At 73.3% G+C, this 18,153-nt stretch carries 15 protein-coding genes; 11 read left to right on the top strand and 4 right to left on the bottom strand.

The annotated features are described in order from the left end of the window. Nucleotides 1–74: 74 nt before the first annotated feature. The 8 genes from IE172_RS27715 to IE172_RS27680 all read left to right on the top strand — a co-directional run bounded on the left by IE172_RS27715 (nucleotide 75) and on the right by IE172_RS27680 (nucleotide 10,746). Nucleotides 75–1,517 (top strand): GuaB1 family IMP dehydrogenase-related protein, encoded by a 1,443-nt coding sequence (locus tag IE172_RS27715; RefSeq protein ID WP_190100152.1) that lies wholly within the window; start codon nucleotides 75–77, stop codon nucleotides 1,515–1,517. Nucleotides 1,518–1,769: 252 nt separating this feature from the next. Next, nucleotides 1,770–3,251 carry an amino acid permease gene (locus tag IE172_RS27710; RefSeq protein ID WP_190100055.1) on the top strand — a complete coding sequence of 494 codons (1,482 nt, stop codon included), beginning with the start codon at nucleotides 1,770–1,772 and terminating at the stop codon, nucleotides 3,249–3,251. 10 nt (nucleotides 3,252–3,261) lie between these two features. Continuing rightward, nucleotides 3,262–3,714, top strand: a complete 453-nt coding sequence (locus IE172_RS27705) for an Lrp/AsnC family transcriptional regulator (RefSeq protein ID WP_190100054.1) — start codon at nucleotides 3,262–3,264, stop codon at nucleotides 3,712–3,714. Nucleotides 3,715–3,743: 29 nt separating this feature from the next. After that, on the top strand, nucleotides 3,744–4,460 hold the full coding sequence (locus tag IE172_RS27700; protein ID WP_190100053.1) for a hypothetical protein: 717 nt from the start codon (nucleotides 3,744–3,746) through the stop codon (nucleotides 4,458–4,460). Between the two features lie 134 nt (nucleotides 4,461–4,594). Then, a complete protein-coding gene (locus IE172_RS27695) occupies nucleotides 4,595–6,640 on the top strand; it encodes a bifunctional polysaccharide deacetylase/glycosyltransferase family 2 protein (RefSeq protein ID WP_229886488.1) in 2,046 nt (681 codons plus the stop codon). Nucleotides 6,641–6,807: 167 nt separating this feature from the next. Next, complete coding sequence (locus tag IE172_RS27690; RefSeq protein WP_190100051.1) at nucleotides 6,808–8,007, top strand: MFS transporter; 1,200 nt, start codon at nucleotides 6,808–6,810, stop codon at nucleotides 8,005–8,007. A gap of 202 nt (nucleotides 8,008–8,209) precedes the next feature. Further along, a complete protein-coding gene (locus IE172_RS27685; protein WP_190100050.1) occupies nucleotides 8,210–8,998 on the top strand; it encodes a carbon-nitrogen hydrolase family protein in 789 nt (262 codons plus the stop codon). A 50-nt stretch (nucleotides 8,999–9,048) separates the two neighbouring features. Beyond that, nucleotides 9,049–10,746, top strand: coding sequence for a flavin monoamine oxidase family protein (locus IE172_RS27680; RefSeq protein WP_190100049.1), 1,698 nt, complete (start codon nucleotides 9,049–9,051; stop codon nucleotides 10,744–10,746). Here the strand turns inward: IE172_RS27680 and IE172_RS27675 are convergent. Beyond that, nucleotides 10,707–11,456, bottom strand: a complete 750-nt coding sequence (locus IE172_RS27675; RefSeq protein ID WP_190100048.1) for a DUF5995 family protein — start codon at nucleotides 11,454–11,456, stop codon at nucleotides 10,707–10,709. The genes IE172_RS27680 and IE172_RS27675 overlap by 40 nt on opposite strands. Before the next feature lie 172 nt (nucleotides 11,457–11,628). Between IE172_RS27675 and IE172_RS27670 the strand changes: the two genes are divergently transcribed. Next, nucleotides 11,629–12,750 (top strand): glycoside hydrolase family 6 protein, encoded by a 1,122-nt coding sequence (locus IE172_RS27670; protein ID WP_190100151.1) that lies wholly within the window; start codon nucleotides 11,629–11,631, stop codon nucleotides 12,748–12,750. Here IE172_RS27670 and IE172_RS27665 read toward each other — a convergent pair. Beyond that, nucleotides 12,732–14,135 carry a uracil-xanthine permease family protein gene (locus tag IE172_RS27665; RefSeq protein ID WP_190100047.1) on the bottom strand — a complete coding sequence of 468 codons (1,404 nt, stop codon included), beginning with the start codon at nucleotides 14,133–14,135 and terminating at the stop codon, nucleotides 12,732–12,734. The two genes, IE172_RS27670 and IE172_RS27665, sit on opposite strands and share 19 nt — an antisense overlap. A 175-nt stretch (nucleotides 14,136–14,310) precedes the next feature. On the opposite strand from IE172_RS27665, the gene IE172_RS27660 reads away from it, so the two are divergent. After that, on the top strand, nucleotides 14,311–14,769 hold the full coding sequence (locus IE172_RS27660; protein ID WP_190100046.1) for an acyl-CoA thioesterase: 459 nt from the start codon (nucleotides 14,311–14,313) through the stop codon (nucleotides 14,767–14,769). Here the strand turns inward: IE172_RS27660 and IE172_RS27655 are convergent. Further along, nucleotides 14,729–15,934, bottom strand: coding sequence for an MFS transporter (locus tag IE172_RS27655; RefSeq protein ID WP_190100045.1), 1,206 nt, complete (start codon nucleotides 15,932–15,934; stop codon nucleotides 14,729–14,731). The genes IE172_RS27660 and IE172_RS27655 overlap by 41 nt on opposite strands. A gap of 179 nt (nucleotides 15,935–16,113) precedes the next feature. Between IE172_RS27655 and IE172_RS27650 the strand changes: the two genes are divergently transcribed. Beyond that, nucleotides 16,114–17,292 carry an ROK family transcriptional regulator gene (locus IE172_RS27650; protein WP_190100044.1) on the top strand — a complete coding sequence of 393 codons (1,179 nt, stop codon included), beginning with the start codon at nucleotides 16,114–16,116 and terminating at the stop codon, nucleotides 17,290–17,292. 96 nt (nucleotides 17,293–17,388) lie between these two features. Here IE172_RS27650 and IE172_RS27645 read toward each other — a convergent pair whose 3' ends face one another. Next, nucleotides 17,389–18,147 (bottom strand): SDR family oxidoreductase, encoded by a 759-nt coding sequence (locus IE172_RS27645; protein ID WP_190100043.1) that lies wholly within the window; start codon nucleotides 18,145–18,147, stop codon nucleotides 17,389–17,391. Nucleotides 18,148–18,153 lie beyond the last annotated feature (6 nt).

Below are 18,153 nucleotides of genomic sequence, written 5' to 3'. Positions count from 1 at the left end.
ACAATGAAGTACGTGCTCTTCCCCCTGGCTGACCTGTCCGGGGGCCACCTCTGATCGACTGGGATGTGCAGCACGTGCGTTTCCTCAACGACATCCAGCCCGCGTACGACCTGACGTACGACGACGTCTTCATGGTGCCGAGCCGCTCCGCGGTCGGCTCGCGGCAGGGCGTGGACCTCAGCTCCCCGGACGGCACGGGCACCACCATCCCGCTCGTCGTCGCCAACATGACCGCGATCGCCGGACGCCGCATGGCCGAGACCGTGGCCCGGCGCGGCGGACTCGTGGTCATACCCCAGGACATCCCGATCGAGGTCGTCACCGAGGTCGTCTCCTGGGTGAAGGGCCGCCACCTGGTCCTGGACACCCCCATCGTGCTGGCCCCGCACCAGACCGTCGCGGACGCGCTCGCCCTGCTGCCCAAGCGCGCGCACAACGCCGGCGTCGTCGTCGACGACGGGCACCGGCCGGTCGGCGTGGTCACCGACACCGACCTGTCCGGCGTGGACCGCTTCACCCAGCTCGAAGAGGTCATGTCGAAGGACCTCATCCTCATCGACGCGGACATGGACCCGCGCGAGGCCTTCAACACCCTCGACGGCGCCAACCGGCGCTACGCGCCCGCCGTCGACAAGGACGGCCGCCTGGCCGGCATCCTCACCCGCAAGGGCGCCCTGCGCGCCACGCTCTACACCCCGGCCACCGACGCGGGGGGCCGGCTCCGCATCGCCGCCGCCGTCGGCATCAACGGCGACGTGGCGGGCAAGGCCGAGCAGCTGCTCCGGGCGGGCGTGGACACGCTCGTCATCGACACGGCGCACGGCCACCAGGAGTCGATGATCAGCGCCGTCAAGCTGGTGCGCGACCTGGACCCGCGGGTGCCGGTCGTCGCGGGCAACATCGTCTCCGCCGAGGGCGTCCGCGACCTGATCGAGGCGGGCGCCGACATCGTCAAGGTCGGCGTGGGTCCCGGCGCCATGTGCACCACCCGCATGATGACCGGTGTCGGCCGGCCCCAGTTCTCCGCCGTCCTGGAGTGCGCCGCGGAGGCGAGGAAGTACGGCAAGCACGTGTGGGCCGACGGCGGTGTCCGCCACCCCCGCGACGTGGCCATGGCGCTCGCGGCCGGCGCGTCCAACGTGATGGTCGGCTCCTGGTTCGCCGGGACCTACGAGTCCCCGGGCGACCTCCAGCACGACGCCGACGGCCGCCCCTACAAGGAGTCCTTCGGCATGGCCTCCGCGCGTGCCGTGCGCAACCGCACCTCCGAGGAGTCCGCCTACGACCGGGCCCGCAAGGCACTGTTCGAGGAGGGCATCTCCACCTCCCGCATGTTCCTCGACCCGGTCTCCCCCGGGGTGGAGGACCTGATCGACTCGATCATCGCGGGCGTCCGCTCCTCCTGCACCTACGCGGGAGCCGCGTCGCTGGAGGAGTTCGCCGAGAAGGCCGTCGTGGGCATCCAGAGCGCCGCCGGATACGCCGAGGGCAAGCCCCTGCACGCCAGCTGGAACTGACCGCACACCCCGGGCCCGAGGCGGGTGTGCGACGGCCCACAGCGCCCGCGCAACGAACACCCGCCTCACCTCGGCGAACGCAATGATCTTGCGGCAGTGCGCAAGGTTGCTGCATTTCAGGAGCAACGGGGAACCTCGTAGGGTTACGCGCTGTACGTGGTGCGGCGGGGAGCCCGCTCGACGGGTCCCGGCTGTCGCGGGACGCCGTCGGTCCCTGCCGCGGAACACCGGCAGCGACGAAGGAGTCAGCGCGTGCTCGACCAAGGCGCACCCCCGCACGACGGCGGTCCCGCCGCCCCGCAGTCCCCGGGCGTCGGCGCACGCCTCATGCGCCGCAAGCCGGTGGAACGCCTGGTCGCCGAGGGTGGCCGGGGTGAGGGCGGCTCGCTGCGCCGCTCCCTCGGACTGTGGCAGCTGACCATGATCAGCATCGGTGCCACCCTCGGCACCGGTATCTTCGTCGTCCTCGGCGAGGCCGTCCCCAAGGCGGGGCCGGCCGTCACGCTGTCCTTCGTCATAGCCGGTCTGACGGCCCTCTTCTCGGCCCTCTCCTACGCCGAGCTGGCCGGCACCATCCCGGTCTCCGGATCCTCCTACTCGTATGCGTACGCAACGATGGGCGAACTGATCGCCTGGGTCTGCGGCTGGTGCCTGATGCTGGAGTACGGCGTCTCGGTCGCCGCCGTCGCCGTCGGCTGGGGCGAGTACCTCAACGAACTCCTCGACGGCACCATCGGCGTCACCATCCCGGCCGCCCTGTCCGCCCCGCCCGGCGACGGCGGGATCTTCAACCTGCCCGCACTGGTCGTCGTCCTGCTCGCCATGGCGTTCCTGATGGGCGGCGCCCGCGAGTCCGCCCGCGCCAACACCGTCATGGTGATCGTGAAGATCGGCGCCCTGGTGCTGTTCTGCGCCATCGGCGTCCAGGGCTTCCGCTCCGGCAACTACGACGACTTCATGCCGCTCGGCATGGCCGGCGTCAGCGCCGCCGGGGCGACGCTGTTCTTCTCGTACATCGGATTCGACGCCGCCTCCACCGCCGGCGAGGAGGCCCGGAACGCCCAGCGCGACCTGCCCCGCGCGATCCTGCTGTCCCTCGCCGTCATCACCGCGCTGTACGTCCTGGTCGCCGCCGTCGCCGTGGGCGCCAAGCCCTGGCAGCAGTTCACCGACTCCGAGGCCTCGCTCGCGCAGATCATGAGCGACGTCACCGGCCAGACCTTCTGGGGCACCCTGCTGGCGTTCTGCGCCGTCATCGCCATCGCGAGTGTCGTCCTGACGGTGCTCTACGGCCAGACCCGCATCCTGTTCGCCATGTCCCGGGACGGGCTCGTGCCCAAGGCGTTCGGCAAGGTCAGCCCGAAGACCGGCACACCCCGCACCAACACCCTCATCGTCTCCCTGTTCTGCGGTGTGCTGGCCGCCGCCATTCCGCTCGGTCAGCTCGCCGACGCCACCAGCATCGGCACCCTGTTCGCCTTCGCGCTGGTCAACGTCGCCGTCGTGGTGCTGCGCCGGTCCCGCCCCGAGATGCCGCGCAGCTTCCGGGTGCCGCTGTCGCCGGTGCTGCCCGCCGTCGGCTTCGCGTTCTGCCTGTGGATGATGGGCAGCCTGTCCACCGTCACCTGGGTGGTCTTCGGTGTCTGGATGGCCGTCGGGCTCGTGTTCTACTTCCTGTACGGCTACCGCCGTTCCCGGCTCGCCGCCGCACCGGCCCCCTCAGAAGCGAAGTGAACCACCCGCAGTGCTGAACGATCTCGACGAACGCATCGTGCACGCCCTCGCCGAGGACGCCCGCCGCTCCTACGCGGACATCGGCCAGATGATCGGCCTCTCCGCGCCCGCCGTGAAACGGCGGGTGGACCGGCTGCGAGCCACCGGGGCCATCACCGGATTCACCGTACGGGTGGACCCCGCCGCCCTCGGCTGGGAGACGGAGGGGTTCGTCGAGATCTACTGCCGCGGCAACACCTCCCCGGAGACCATCCAGCGGGGCCTGGAGCGCTACCAGGAGGTCGTGTCCGCCTCCACCGTCACCGGCGACGCCGACGCGGTCGCCCAGGTCTTCGCCTCCGACATGCGCCACTTCGAGAGGGTGCTGGAGCGCATCGCGGGCGAGCCGTTCGTCGAGCGGACCAAGTCCGTGCTGGTGCTGTCCCCGCTGCTGCGGCGCTACTCGTCGGGATCGCCCGCGTAGGCGGTCCCGTCCGGGCGTACGCTGGCATCATGCGGAGTCAGGATGATTCCGGACGAACGGGGATCGGCGCGTCGGCTGATCCGGGCCTCCCCGTGTTCGTCGACTCCACCGGCAGGCGCGCGCGGGTCCTCCGGCGCACCGGATACGCCGTCGCCGGCACGGCGGCCGCGTACCTGGCGGTGCTGGGACTGAGTCTCCTGGGGGCGACGCCCTTCGCACCGGACGCCCTGCTCCCGCCCCTGCCGGGGGACTCCACGGCCCCGTCCGCGCCGCAGCGGCAGGACCAGGAGGCCGGGCCCCGGACACCCAGCGGCGTACTCGACCCGGACCGCGGCGGAGCCGGCGACGCCGGCACGGCGGTCGGCCCGGGCTCCCTGCTGGTCCCCCTGCTCACCACGCCCGACGGCCCGCTCCTCGCCCCAGCGACACCGCCCGTACCCGGCGAGCCGGTACCGGCCGAACCGGACCCGCCCGCGCCGGCGGACCCACCGGCGCCGCAGGAGCCCGACGCACCCGCACCGGACGAGCCGTCCGCGCCCGCCCCCGACGACCCGTCCGCACCCGCGACCGGAGGCGACCCCGTCCCACCGCCGCCCCCGGACGACCCGCCCGCCCCCGAACCGCCGCCGGGAACGCCCCAGCCCACCCCGCCCTCCGAGCCGCAGGCACCGTCCGGGCCCCCGGTCACGCCGGACGCCACGGGCGGCCCCCCGCCCGGCGGCACTCCCGCGGCCGGCACCCCGTGACGCGCCGCCGCCCACGCCGTCCGGTCCGCCCCCCACCGGCACCGCCCGGTCCGCGGCCGGACCGGGCGTCCCCCCGGCGCCGGCACCGCTTCCGCGTACTCGTCCCGCTCCTCCTGCTGGCGTTCGTCGCCTCGGTGCTGCTGGCCGAGGGGTACACGACCCGGACCTACTCCGGGGACCAGGAGGGGAACACCGGGCAGGCGGCCACCGGAGTGCCCCGCGAGGTCACCGGCGGCGGCCCCGTCGTCGACACCACCCGCGGCGGCCTGAGCACCTACCGGGCACCCGACAGGACGGTGGTCCTCACCTTCGACGACGGCCCGGACCCCAAGTGGACGCCCCGCATCCAGGCCGTCCTCGACCGCCACGGCACGCCCGGCACCTTCTTCGTCACCGGTCAGCAGACGGTGCGCCACCCCGGAACCCTGCGCGACGTCATCCGCGCCGGCCACGAGATCGGCGTGCACACGTTCTCCCACCCCGACCTCTCCCACCGGTCCGCGGGCGACGTCGACCGTGAACTGGCGCTGACCCAGCTCGCCCTCGCCGGGGCCGCCGGCGTCAACAGTTCACTCCTGCGGATGCCCTACTCCTCCAAGACCACCGCCCTGGACCGGGCGGACTGGTCCGTCGCCCGGCGCCTGGGCGACAAGGGCTACGTCCTGGCCTTCATCGACCAGGACACCAGGGACTGGCGACGCCCCGGCGCCCGGGCCATCGCCGACGCGGCCACACCGAGCACGCCGGGCCGCGGCACGATCGTCCTCATGCACGACGCGGGAGGCGACCGGTCCCGGACCGTCGAGGCCCTCGACATCCTGATCCCCAGGCTCCAGGCCCAGGGCTACCGCTTCACCACCCTCGCCGACGTCCTCGGCACCGACAGCCTCACCAGCCCCGTCGGCACCGCCGAACGGTGGCGGGGACGGGTGTTCGTGGCCGCCGTGACCGTGTCGGGGACGACGATGTCGGTCATCGGCGTGCTGCTGCTGGTCGTCGGTTCCCTCGTCCTCGGCCGCTGCGCGCTGCTGCTGGTCCTCGCCCGCCGGCACGCCCGCCGGGGCCCTCCCGCGCACCCCGGCCCGCCCGTCACCCGGCCCGTCAGCGTCGTCGTACCCGCGCACAACGAGAGTCCGTGCATCGCCAAGACGCTCCGCTCCCTCGCGGCCGGCGACCACCCCGTCGAGATCATCGTCGTCGACGACGGTTCCGACGACGACACCGCCGGCATCGCGGAGTCACTCGGCCTCCCGGGGGTCACCGTCGTACGGCAGCCCAACGGCGGCAAGGCCTCCGCCCTCAACACCGGCGTCCGGCGGGCCTCCCACGACCTCGTCGTCATGCTCGACGCCGACACGGTCTTCGCCCCCTCGACCGTCCACCGCCTCGTCCAGCCGTTCGCCGACCCCTCCGTCGGCGCCACCGCCGGCAACGCCAAGGTGGGCAACCGCCGCGGCCTGCTCGGCCGTTGGCAGCACATCGAGTACGTGATGGGCTTCAACCTGGACCGCCGCGCGTACGACCTGCTGCGCTGCATGCCGACCATCCCCGGCGCCGTCGGAGCCTTCCGCGTCACCGCCCTGCGGGACGCCGGGATGATGAGCGGCGACACCCTCGCCGAGGACACCGACATCACCATGGCCCTGCACCGGTCCGGGTGGGAGGTCCGCTACGCGGAGGAGGCGCTCGCCTGGACCGAGGTGCCGGGCTCGCTGCGACAACTGTGGCGCCAGCGCTACCGCTGGAGCTACGGCACCATGCAGGCCGCCTGGAAGCACCGGCACGCGCTGGTCGAGCGCGGGCACGCGGGGCACTTCGGCCGCCTGGGGCTGCCCCTGCTGGCCGTCTTCCAGATCCTCACCCCGCTCCTCGCCCCGCTGATCGACCTGCTGACCGTCTACGGCCTGCTCTTCGGCGACGTGTACCTCACGCTGCTGGCGTGGACCGGCGTACTGGCCGTCCAGGCCCTCTGCGCGGCCTACGCCTTCCGCCTGGACGGCGAGAGCCTCCGGCCGCTGTGGGCGCTCCCGCTCCAGCAGATCGTCTACCGCCAGCTCATGTACCTGGTGCTCGTGCAGGCCTGCCTCACCGCCGTCAACGGGTACCGGCTGCCCTGGCAACGCCTCAAGCGCAGCGGCGACGTCGTACTGCCGCCCCGGCTCCCCGCCCGGGAACGGTGAGCCGCGGCCGGTCCCGCCGAAACGCCGTGCGACTCCCGTCGCGGCCGCACTAGCATGGGCGTCATGACCTGGCGACATTGATCCACCAGCCGCGCCTCCCGAGGGCCACCCCGGGCGCCGTACGTCTCCCACGTCCGGTGTCCGAACCGCCCTTACGGGAAGGCCTCATGACTCTCACGCCCCCGCGTGCCCCCGACGTCCGCGTGCGACGGCTGACGACCACGCTGTACGGCTACTCGTTCCTCGAAGAGTTCGTCCTGCTGTACCCGGTGTACGCGCTGCTGTTCAGCGACACCGGCCTGTCCGTCCGGCAGATCTCCACCCTGTTCGCCCTCTGGTCCGTCACCGCCGTGCTGCTGGAGGTCCCCTCCGGCGTCTGGGCCGACGCCGTCTCCCGCCGGCTGCTGCTGTGGCTCGGCCCGCTGCTGACCGCCGCCGGCTTCGCCCTGTGGGTGCTGCTGCCGTCGTACGGTGCCTTCGCCGCCGGCTTCGTGCTGTGGGGCATCGGCGGAGCGCTCGGCTCCGGCGCGCTGGAGGCGCTCGTCCACGACGAGCTGGAGCGGCTCGACGCCGCCGACCGCTATGCCCGGGTCATGGGCCGGGCCCGCGCGGCCGGACTGGTCGCCGTGATGGCGGCCATGGGACTCGCCGGCCCGGTGCTCACCCGGGGCGGCCACACCGCCGTCGGCGCCGCCAGTGTGCTGGCGTGCCTGCTGACGGCGGCCGTGGCACTGCGGTTCCCCGAACACCGCACCCCGGCGACCGGGCACCACACCTGGTCCGGGACCCTGCGCGCCGGTCTCGCCGAGGCCCGCGCCGACCGCTCGGTGCGCGGCGCGCTGCTGCTGGTTCCGGCCGTGAGCGCCGTGTGGGGTGCGCTGGACGAGTACACGCCGCTGCTGGTGCGGGAGACCGGGGTCGCCGACGGTACGGTGCCGTATCTGCTCCTGCTCGTCTGGTCGGGCGCCACGGCCGGCAGCCTGCTGGCGGGGGAGGGCGAACGGCTCGGCACCCGGGGACTCGCCGCCCTGCTGGCCGGCTCCGGCATCGCCCTGGCCGCCGGCGCCGTCGAGGGCAGCCCGCGGGGGCTGATCCTCGTCGCCCTGGCCGTCGGCGGATTCCAGGCGGCGAACGTGCTGGCCGACGCCCGCCTCCAGCGGCGCATCAAGGACTCCGGCCGGGCCACCCTGACCTCGGTGGCGGGGCTGGGCACGGAACTGGCGACGATCGCGGCCTTCGGCGGCTACGCCCTGATCGCCACCGGGCACCCCCACAGCACGGCCTTCGCGGTGTTCGCGGTGCCCTACCTGGCGACGGCGGCACTCCTGCTCCTCAGGGGATCGCCGGCCACCGAGCCGCCACGCTGACGCGTCCCCCGTGCACCGCGGGGCCCGAAAACGGGCGCCCCCACCCGCGCCCTCCCCGCCGTGCAACGAATCGCCGCCGACCCCGCCCCGGACGCAACGAACCGCTCACCGGCACGCAACGGCTCCTCCTTGTCCCCCCGAGCCGCCCGACCGTACCTTCTATCCGAACCCCGAAACCCCCGCGTACCGGTGAGGAACACGCATGCGCACCGCCCTGCTCCAGAGCTCCGGCCGGCCCGGACACGTCGCCGAGAACCTCAAGGTCCTCGACGCCGCGGCCGCCCGCGCCGCCGCCGCGGGCGCCGCGCTGCTCGTCACCTCGGAGCTGTTCCTGACCGGGTACGCGATCGGCGACGACATCGGCCGCCTCGCCGAGCCCGCGGACGGCGACGCGGCCGACGCGGTCGCGGACACCGCCGGCCGCCACGGCCTCGCCGTCGCCTACGGCTACCCGGAACGCGACGGCGACACCGTGTACAACTCGGTCCAGCTGGTCGGCGCCGACGGCACCCGGCTCGCGAACTACCGCAAGACCCACCTCTTCGGCTGCTTCGAGCGGGACCACTTCACCCCGGCCGACCGGACCGTCGTCCAGGCCGAGCTCGGCGGTCTCACCGTCGGCCTGATGATCTGCTACGACGTCGAGTTCCCGGAGAACGTGCGCGCCCACGCGCTGGCCGGCACCGACCTCCTCCTGGTGCCCACCGCGCAGATGCACCCCTTCCAGTTCGTGGCCGAGTCCCTCGTACCGGTGCGGGCGTTCGAGAACCAGATGTACATCGCGTACGTCAACCGGGTCGGGCAGGAGGGCGACCTGGAGTTCGTGGGCCTGTCCACGCTCGCCGCCCCCGACGGAGTCGTCCGGGCCCGGGCCGGCCGCACCGAGGAACTCGTCGTCGGCGACGCCGACCCCGTCCTCCTCGCCGCGTCTCGCGAGGACAACCCGTACCTGAGGGACCGCCGCCCGGGCCTCTACGGGTCCCTCGTCTGAACCTCCCCGCGCCGCGCCTTCGTTCCACCCCGCAAGGAGTCCGTACCCCCATGACGTCCACGGTGCCCAACGCCGTCGAGCACACCGACGAGCAGCAGCCGCCGATCACCATGTTCGGCCCGGACTTCCCCTACGCGTACGACGACTACCTCGCCCACCCGGCGGGGCTCGGGCAGATACCGGCGACCCGGCACGGCACCGAGGTCGCGGTCATCGGCGGCGGCCTGTCCGGCATGGTGGCCGCGTACGAGCTGATGAAGATGGGCCTCAGGCCCGTCGTGTACGAGGCCGACCGGATCGGCGGACGGCTGCGCACCGTGGGCTTCGACGGCTGCGACCCCTCGCTGACCGCCGAGATGGGCGCGATGCGCTTCCCGCCGTCCTCCACGGCGCTCCAGCACTACATCGACCTGGTGGGCCTGACGACCCGCCCCTTCCCCAACCCCCTCGCCGAGGCGACGCCCTCCACCGTCGTCGACCTCAAGGGCGAGTCGCACTACGCCGAGACCCTCGACGACCTGCCCCAGGTCTACCGTGACGTCGCCGACGCCTGGGGCAGGTGCCTCGAGGAGGGCGCCGACTTCTCCGACATGAACCGCGCCCTGCGCGAGCGGGACGTCCCGCGCATCCGCGAGATCTGGGCGAAGCTCGTCGAGAAGCTCGACAACCAGACCTTCTACGGCTTCCTCTGCGACTCCGAGGCCTTCAAGTCCTTCCGGCACCGCGAGATCTTCGGCCAGGTCGGCTTCGGCACCGGCGGCTGGGACACCGACTTCCCCAACTCCATCCTGGAGATCCTGCGGGTCGTCTACACCGAGGCCGACGACCACCACCGCGGCATCGTCGGCGGTTCGCAGCAACTGCCGCTCAGGCTGTGGGAGCGGGAGCCGGAGAAGATCGTCCACTGGCCGTACGGCACCTCGCTGAGGACCCTGCACGTGGACGGCGAGCCGCGCCCGGCCGTCACCCGGCTCCACCGTACCGCCGGCAACCGCATCACGGTGACGGACGCCCACGGAGACATCCGCACCTACGAGGCGGCGGTCTTCACCGCCCAGTCCTGGATGCTGCTGTCCAAGATCGCCTGCGACGACTCGCTGTTCCCGATCGACCACTGGACCGCGATCGAACGCACCCACTACATGGAGAGCTCCAAGCTCTTCGTGCCCGTGGACCGGCCGTTCTGGCTGGACAAGGACGAGCGCACGGGCCGGGACGTCATGTCGATGACGCTCACCGACCGCATGACCCGCGGCACCTACCTCCTGGACGACGGCCCGGACCGGCCCGCGGTCATCTGCCTCTCCTACACCTGGTGCGACGACAGCCTGAAGTGGCTGCCGCTGTCCGCGAACGAGCGGATGGAGGTCATGCTGAAGTCGCTCGGCGAGATCTACCCCGACGTCGACATCAGGAAGCACGTCATCGGCAGCCCGGTGACCGTCTCCTGGGAGAACGAGCCCTACTTCATGGGCGCGTTCAAGGCCAACCTGCCCGGCCACTACCGCTACCAGCGGCGTCTGTTCACGCACTTCATGCAGGAGGAACTGCCGGCGGACAAGCGGGGCATCTTCCTCGCCGGCGACGACATCTCCTGGACGGCCGGCTGGGCCGAGGGCGCCGTCCAGACCGCGCTGAACGCGGTCTGGGGCGTCATGCACCACTTCGGCGGCGAGACCGACCCCACCAACCCCGGCCCCGGAGACGTCTACGACGAGATCGCCCCCGTCGAACTCCCCGAGGACTGATCCCGTCCGGCCCCCGCCGGGACGAGGCGGGGCAGCGGGACGAGAAGCACGCGTCCGGCGAAGCCCACCGCCGTGTCGAGGCGCTCGGTGAACTCCCCGGCCAGGTCCGGCAGTCGGCGCAGCGCCCACAGGGTGCGGGCCGCCGTCCAGGCGGCGTCCCGGGCCCGCTCCAGGCTCCACGCGCCGAGCAGGTGCGTCAGCGGATCGGCGATCCGCAGCAGGTCGGGGCCGGGCGTCAGCTCCTCGCGGACGCGTTCCTCCAGCGAGACCAGGAACTCGCCCACCCGGTCGAACTCGTCCTCGATGTCGGCGGGTTCGCAGTCGAGCGTACGACAGGTGTCCACGACGGCCAGCGCGAGATCGTGACCGACGTGCGCGTTGATGCCCGCGAGGGCGAACTGCACCGGACGTACCCCCGGATGGTGGCGGGAGGCGAACAGCGGGCGCCAGCAGGCCGGTGGCCGCCGCTGACCGGAGGCCGCGCCGACCGCGGCCAGATAACGCTCCGCGAGCCGCACGTCCAGCGCGGACGCGGCGCCGGCGTCCGTGAACGGGCCGGCGCCGGTGCCCCGGTCCGCGGCCTCGGTCACGGCGAGGTAGACGCGGTGGAAGACCGCGACCCCGTCCCGCGCGTGCAGCCCCGCGTCGAGGGCGCGCACACGGGAGACGACCCCGTCCACCGGGGTGAGGACTTGTTCGCATTGCGCCATGAGCGCAGAGTGGCACCTTTAGTGTGGTGCCAGTGGCGGCGGGCCCCACGCTTCCCCGTAACGGGGGAACGCGCCCGCCGCGGGGGAGGGGAGCAGTACTGTGTCAGGCTCGCGTGCCCAGCGCCTGTCCGCGCGAAGAACCGAACGTCGGCGTGCCGCCCGGCGCGGCACGATGGTCGCGGCCGCCTCCGTCGTGGTCGCCGTCGGCGCCGCCACCGGGATGATCTCGGCGGTCGGTGACGGACGCGGTGCGGACGAGGCCCGGCCCGAGGTGTCCTCCTCCCCGCGCCTGGCACCGCTGCCCGCGGTGCCGCCGTCGCCCTCCCCGTCGGTGTCGGTGTCCCCTTCGCCCACCGCCGGCCCGGCGAGGAAGGCGAGCCCGAAGCCGTCCGCGTCCCGCACCGCGAAGAAGCGGCAGACCGCCCCCGTGTCCACCCGTCTCTACCGGCACCCCGAGAGCCGTGTCCTGGACTGGGTGCGGGCCAACCCCGGTGACCCGCGCCGCGCGGTCATCGAGTCCCGGATAGCCGACCGGCCCGCGGCCGTGTGGTTCGCCGACTACTCCCCGGACACCATCACCTCCCGGGTCCGCGCGGTGGCGTCCGGCGGCGCCGCGCAGGGCCGGACGCCGGTCCTGGTGCCGTACGCGATACCCGACCGCGACTGCGGCGGGCACTCCCAGGGCGGCGCCCCCGACCTGGCCGCCTACGACGCCTGGATCGACCGCTTCGCCGCCGGGCTCGGCGGCGGTGAGGTCATCGTGATACTGGAACCCGACTCGGTCGCCCAGGCCGAGTGCCTCTCCGCCGGGCAGCGCGCCGACCGCTTCGCCTCGCTGGCCCGCGCCGGACGGGTGCTCAAGGAGGCCAACCCCCGCGCCCGCGTCTACTTCGACGCCGGGCACTCCGGCTGGAACGCGCCCGCCCAGCAGGCCGGCTGGCTGCGACAGGCGGGGGCGGCCTCGGCCGCCTCCTCGGACGGCATCTTCAGCAACGTCTCCAACTTCCACGGCACGGCCGCCGAGATCTCCTACGACCGCGCCGTGCTCGGCGCCCTCGGTGGCCCGTCGAGCCTCGGCGCCGTCATCGACACCAGCCGCAACGGCAACGGCGCCCCGGCGGACGGCGCATGGTGCGACCCGGCCGGCCGCAAACTGGGCCGCGCCCCGACGCTCAGCACCGGTGAGGCCAGGATCCACGGCTACCTGTGGGTGAAGCTCCCCGGCGAGTCCGACGGCTGCGAGGGGGCGCCGGGCACCTTCACCCCGTCGTACGCCTACGACTTGGCGCGCTGATCGCCCTCGGTGCCCCCGGTGTCGTAGGAGGACGTGCCCTCGTCGAGCAGCGGCTCCTGCGTCTTGAGGTGGGCCGGCGCGAAGGCGCGCAGCGTGTGGTAGCCGGTGATGACCACCACCGTGCCGAGGGCGATACCGCTCAGCGAGAACGTGTCGGTGAACTCCATCGAGACGTTGCCGACGCCGATGATGATGCCCGCCGCGGCCGGTACGAGGTTCAGCGGATTGCGCAGATCCACCTTGGCGTTGATCCAGATCTGGGCGCCGAGCAGGCCGATCATGCCGTACAGGATGACGGTGATCCCGCCGAGCACTCCGCCCGGGATGGCCGCCACGACGGCGCCGAACTTCGGGCAGAGTCCGAACAGCAGGGCGAAACCGGCGGCGGCCCAGTACGCGGCGGTGGAGTACACGCGGGTCGCGGCCATCACGCCGATGTTCTCGGAGTAGGTGGTGTTGGGCGGGCCGCCGACGGCCGTGGACAGCATGGAGCCGACACCGTCCGCGGAGATGGCCGTGCCGAGCTTGTCGTCGAGGTTGTCGCCGGTCATCTCGCCGACCGCCTTCACGTGCCCGGCGTTCTCCGCGACCAGGGCGATGACCACCGGCAGGGCGACGAGGATCGCCGACAGCTCGAAGGACGGCCCGTGCAGGGTCGGCAGGCCGATCCAGTCCGCCCGGCCCACCGCGGACAGGTCCAGGCGCCAGTGGTCGGTGACCTTGCCGCCGGCGTCCGCCGAGTGGATCTTGCCGAAGATCAGGTCGAGGGCCCAGGACAGGACGTATCCGAAGACCAGACCGAGGAAGATCGCGATCCGGGACCAGAAACCGCGCAGGCAGACCACGGCCAGACCGGTGAACAGCATCACGAACAGGGCGGTCCACTGGTCCTGCGGCCAGTAGGTGGCGGCGGTCACCGGCGCCAGGTTGAAGCCGATCAGCATCACCACCGCGCCGGTCACGATCGGCGGCATCGCGGCGTGGATGATCCGCGCCCCGAACCGCCGCACCGCGAGACCCACCAGGAAGAGCGCGGCGCCGACCACGAACACCGCGCCCGTGACGGTGGCGCTGGAGCCGCCGTCGGCCCGGATGACCGCGGCGACACCCACGAACGAGAGCGAGCAGCCCAGGTAGCTGGGCACCCGGCCGCGCGTCGCCAGCAGGAAGACGATCGTCGCGACGCCCGACATCATGATGGCCAGGTTGGGGTCGAGACCCATGAGCACCGGGGCGACGAAGGAGGCACCGAACATCGCCACCACGTGCTGGGCGCCCAGGCCCGCGGTGCGGGGCCAGGAGAGCCGTTCGTCGGGGCGGACCACCGCGCCGGGCGCCGGGGTGCGTCCGTCGCCGTGCAGTGTCCAGCGGACGCCGAGTTTCATGGGGTGTCGCTTTCGTCGTCAGGCCAGCGTGTCCGGACCATTGTGCGGGCTGATCAACCGTGCTTCGTACAGGTGGCCGGGCCCCTCCCGCCTGCTGAGCGTCTGCTTAGGATGAGGGTGCGCCGTCGTTCGATGGAGAGCGGCACTCGTCCCGTACGTCCCAGGAGTCCCACCCGTGACCGCCGAAGCAACGCTCGCCCCCACCCTCTCCCACGGCCGGCTGATCCCCGTGACCGTCCACTTCGACGACCTCGACGCGCTGGGGCTGCTGCACAACGCCCGCTATCCGCTGCTGGTCGAGCGGGCCTGGACCGAGCTCTGGCACGACAACGGCGTCCGCTTCGAGGGCGACTGGAACGCGGCCGGTGACGCCTGCAACGCGGTGAGGGAACTGCGCGTCACCTACGACGCCCCCGTGACCCGGCCGGGCACCTACGGCGTCCACCTCTGGCTGGACCGGCTCGGCACCACCGGACTCACCTACGGCTTCCGCTTCTGTTCGGCCGACGGCACGGTGACCTACGCCCGGGGCAGCCGGGTGCTGGTGCGGCTGGACGCCACGACGCTGCGCCCGGCGCCCTGGAGCGAGGCGTTCAGGGACGCGGCTCGGGAACTGCTGCGTCCGGACGCGTGACCGTTGTGCGGTCTCCCGCGCGCAGGACGCCCGCGAACCCCGCGACACCGCACGAGAGCACCGTCACCAGGACGAACGACACCAGCAGGCTGGTCGCCTGGGCCAGCAGGCCGATGGCGCTGGGGGCGATCAGCCCCGAGGTGTAGGTGATGGTCGCGACGCCCGCGATGGCCAGGCTCGGGTTCGCGCCGCTGCGGCCCGCCGCGGCGAAGCACAGCGGCACCACGACCGCGATGCCGAGGCCCATCAGCGCGAAGCCGGCCATCGCCGTCGCGGGGTGTTCGGCGAGGACGATCAGCAGCCCGCCGAGCACGGCGACGACACCGCTCGTGCGGACCGTGCGCACGGCGCCGAAACGGTCGACGACACGGTCTCCGGCGATCCGGGCGATCGCCATGGTGAGCGTGAAGCCGGTGGTGCAGGCCGCCGCGAGACCCGCGGACGTCTCCAGCTGGTCGCGCAGATAGACCGCCGACCAGTCCAGGCTCGCGCCCTCCGCGAACACCGCGCAGAATCCGATGGCGCCGATCAGCAGCGCGGAGCGGGGCGGCAGCGCGAACCGCGGCGGCGGCTCCTCGTCGACGGTGGGCTGGAGATCGAGCACCCAGGCGCAGGCGGCGACGCCCGTCACCGTCAGCACGGCCGCCGCGAGGGCGTGGTGCAGCCGGGCGTCCGTGCCGAGGTGGGCGGCGAGCGTGCCGGCCGCCGAACCGATCAGGGCGCCGGCGCTCCACATGCCGTGCAGCCCGGACATGATCGACTTGTCGAGGCGGTTCTCCACCTCCACGCCCAGCGCGTTCATCGCCACGTCCGACATGCCCGCCGTGGCGCCGTAGACGAACAGGGCCAGACAGAGGGTGAGCAGGTTGGGGGAGACCGACGGCAGGACCAGCGCGAGCGTCCACAGCGCGATCAGCCCGCGCAGCGCGTTGCGGGCGCCGAAGCGGTGGCTGATGCTCCCCGCCAGGGGCATGGCGAGGGAGGCGCCGAGCGCGGGGAAGGCGAGCGCGAGGCCCAGCTGCCCGGCGCTCACCCCGGCGTGGTCCTGGATCCAGGGGACGCGGGTGGCGAACGAGCCGGTGACCGCGCCGTGCACGGCGAACACCGCCCCCACGGCGTACCGTGCCCGCCTCACCTCCTGTGGTGCGTACACCCCTGTGCTCATCGCGCCGCCCCTCCCGGTGGTCCGTTCCCTCAAGCGCCGCCGTAAACTATCAGGAACCTTGCCTGATAGATAAGGGGGCGTGACCCTGCGTTCCCCGGCGCCCCAGGTCCGTCCTCCGCGCCGCCCCGCGCCGCCGGTCCTCGCGCCGACCGGTCCCGCCGATCTGGAAGGATCCCGGCATGGCCGCATCCCCGAGCACCGCCAGAGCCATCAACGACCGGCTCGCCCTGCGCCTGCTCCAGCAGCAGGGGCCGCTCACGGCGGGGCAGTTGAAGCAGCTGACCGGTCTGTCCCGGCCCACCGTCGCCGACCTCGTCGAGCGTCTCGGCGAGGCCGGCCTCATCGCGGTGGCCGGTGAGGCGAAGGAGCAGCGCCGCGGCCCCAACGCCAAGCTGTACGGCATCGTCGCGGGCCGGGCGCACCTGGCCGCGCTGGACGTGCGCACCGAAGGCGTCGCCGTGGTCGTGTCCGACCTCGTCGGCGAGGTCCTGGCCGAGGCCGCCGCGCCCATCACCGGCGACACCGGCACGGGGACGGCGGTGGACCGGGCGGTCGAACTGGTCGAGCGGACGGCGAAGGAGGCGGGCGCCGACCGGCTGCACACCGTCGGGATCGGGGCGCCGGGGCTGATCGACCCCGCGAGCGGCGAACTGCGCGACTCCACCGGCCTGCCCGCGTGGCACCGCCGCCTGGTCGCCGCGCTGCAGGACCGGCTCCCCCAGGCACGCGTCAGCGTGGAGAACGAGACCAACCTCGCCGCGCTCGCCGAGCAGCGCTACGGCGCGGCACGCGACCGGGACACCTTCGTCCTGCTCTGGCTGGGCCACGGCACCGGAGCGGCCGTGATCCTCGACGGAACCCTGCGCCGGGGCGCCTCCGGCGGCACGGGCGAGATCGGCTTCCTCCCGGTCCCGGGCACCCGCGGCCTGCCCTCGGCCACCGACTGCGAGGGCGGCTTCCACTCCCTGGTCGGGTCGGCGGCGGTCGCGGAGCTGGCGCGGGAGTACGGCGTCGAGGCGGAGCGGGAGGCCACCTCAGGAGCGGCGGGTGCGGTACGGACCGCCGCCGCCACCTCCGCCGGCGCACCCTTCCTCGACGCCCTGGCCGACCGGATCGCGGTGGGCGCCGCGTCCGTGGTCGCGCTGCTGGACCCCGGCTGCGTGGTCCTGGGCGGGGAGATCGGGCAGGCGGGCGGCGAACCGCTGGCATCCCGGGTCCGGGACCGGCTGGCCGCGCTGTCCCCGCTGCCGGCCGAGGTGCGCCCCAGCACCCTCGGCGGCGGCGCGGTGCTGCGCGGAGCCCTCCTGACCGCCCGCGACCGGGCCCAGGACGAACTCTTCGGCACCCCGGGGCACTGATCCGCCCGCCGGGAGCCGGCGTCCCACCCGGCATCGGGGGCAGCGGGTTCGGCCCCCCCCGGGGCGTGCCGCTCACCGGCCGGGCGGGGACGTTCCCTACCGGTGTGCGGCGCCGGCGCCGAACCGGCGGGTGAGGAACTCGTCGAAGGTCGTCCTGCCGACCGCGTGGTCCGGAGCGAGGTGGCCGCCGTCGCGGAAGGCCCGGTAGGCCGCACCGCGCAGCGGAACCTTCACCACCGCACGACGGCGGCCCGTGGCCCGCAGATACGCGCGGGCGAGGGAGTCGAACGTCCGGACCTCGGGTCCGCCCATGTCGTCCACGCGGCCCGCCGGCGCGCCCAGGGCCAGCCCGGTCAGACGGTCCGCCACCTCCGTGACGTCGACGGGCTGGTCCTTCACCCGGGCGGGCAGCGGCACGACCGGAAGCCTCGCCAGACCCTGGAGCACGGTGAGGACCAGATCGTGGAACTGGGTGGCGCGCAGCACCGTCCAGCCGGTCCCCGAGTCCTCGATCAGCCGCTCCACCGCCAGCTTGGACCGGTAATAGCCGTACGGCACCCGGTCCACACCGACGATCGAGATGTCGACGAGGTGCCCGACCCCGGCCCGCCGCGCCGCGGCGATCAGGTTCCGCGCGGCCTGCTCGTCGCCACCGCGCGGTGACGTCGCGCAGTGCACGACCGTGTCCACGCCCGTGACCGCCTCCTCCAGCACCTTTCCGCCCTCGCGCAGGTCGACCGCGTACGGCCGGGTCTTCCGGCTGAGCACCCGCACCTCGTGCCCGGCCCCCCGCAGCCGCTCGCTGACATGCCGGCCTAGGGTTCCGGTACCGCCGGTCACCAGGATCGTGGTCATGCTGTT

The organism is Streptomyces griseoflavus (assembly GCF_014649995.1).
GTDB lineage: Bacteria > Actinomycetota > Actinomycetes > Streptomycetales > Streptomycetaceae > Streptomyces > Streptomyces griseoflavus.
This window is presented reverse-complemented; position numbering and strand designations above follow the sequence as displayed.

Bases quoted from the DNA above. Each gene is read 5' to 3' on its own strand.
- IE172_RS27700 (WP_190100053.1), top strand. From the start codon at position 3,744: ATGCGGAGTCAGGATGATTCCGGACGAACGGGGATCGGCGCGTCGGCT.
- IE172_RS27690 (WP_190100051.1), top strand. From the start codon at position 6,808: ATGACTCTCACGCCCCCGCGTGCCCCCGACGTCCGCGTGCGACGGCTG.
- IE172_RS27685 (WP_190100050.1), top strand. From the start codon at position 8,210: ATGCGCACCGCCCTGCTCCAGAGCTCCGGCCGGCCCGGACACGTCGCC.
- IE172_RS27680 (WP_190100049.1), top strand. From the start codon at position 9,049: ATGACGTCCACGGTGCCCAACGCCGTCGAGCACACCGACGAGCAGCAG.
- IE172_RS27675 (WP_190100048.1), bottom strand. From the start codon at position 11,456: ATGGCGCAATGCGAACAAGTCCTCACCCCGGTGGACGGGGTCGTCTCC.
- IE172_RS27670 (WP_190100151.1), top strand. From the start codon at position 11,629: ATGGTCGCGGCCGCCTCCGTCGTGGTCGCCGTCGGCGCCGCCACCGGG.
- IE172_RS27665 (WP_190100047.1), bottom strand. From the start codon at position 14,135: ATGAAACTCGGCGTCCGCTGGACACTGCACGGCGACGGACGCACCCCG.
- IE172_RS27655 (WP_190100045.1), bottom strand. From the start codon at position 15,934: ATGAGCACAGGGGTGTACGCACCACAGGAGGTGAGGCGGGCACGGTAC.
- IE172_RS27650 (WP_190100044.1), top strand. From the start codon at position 16,114: ATGGCCGCATCCCCGAGCACCGCCAGAGCCATCAACGACCGGCTCGCC.
- IE172_RS27645 (WP_190100043.1), bottom strand. From the start codon at position 18,147: ATGACCACGATCCTGGTGACCGGCGGTACCGGAACCCTAGGCCGGCAT.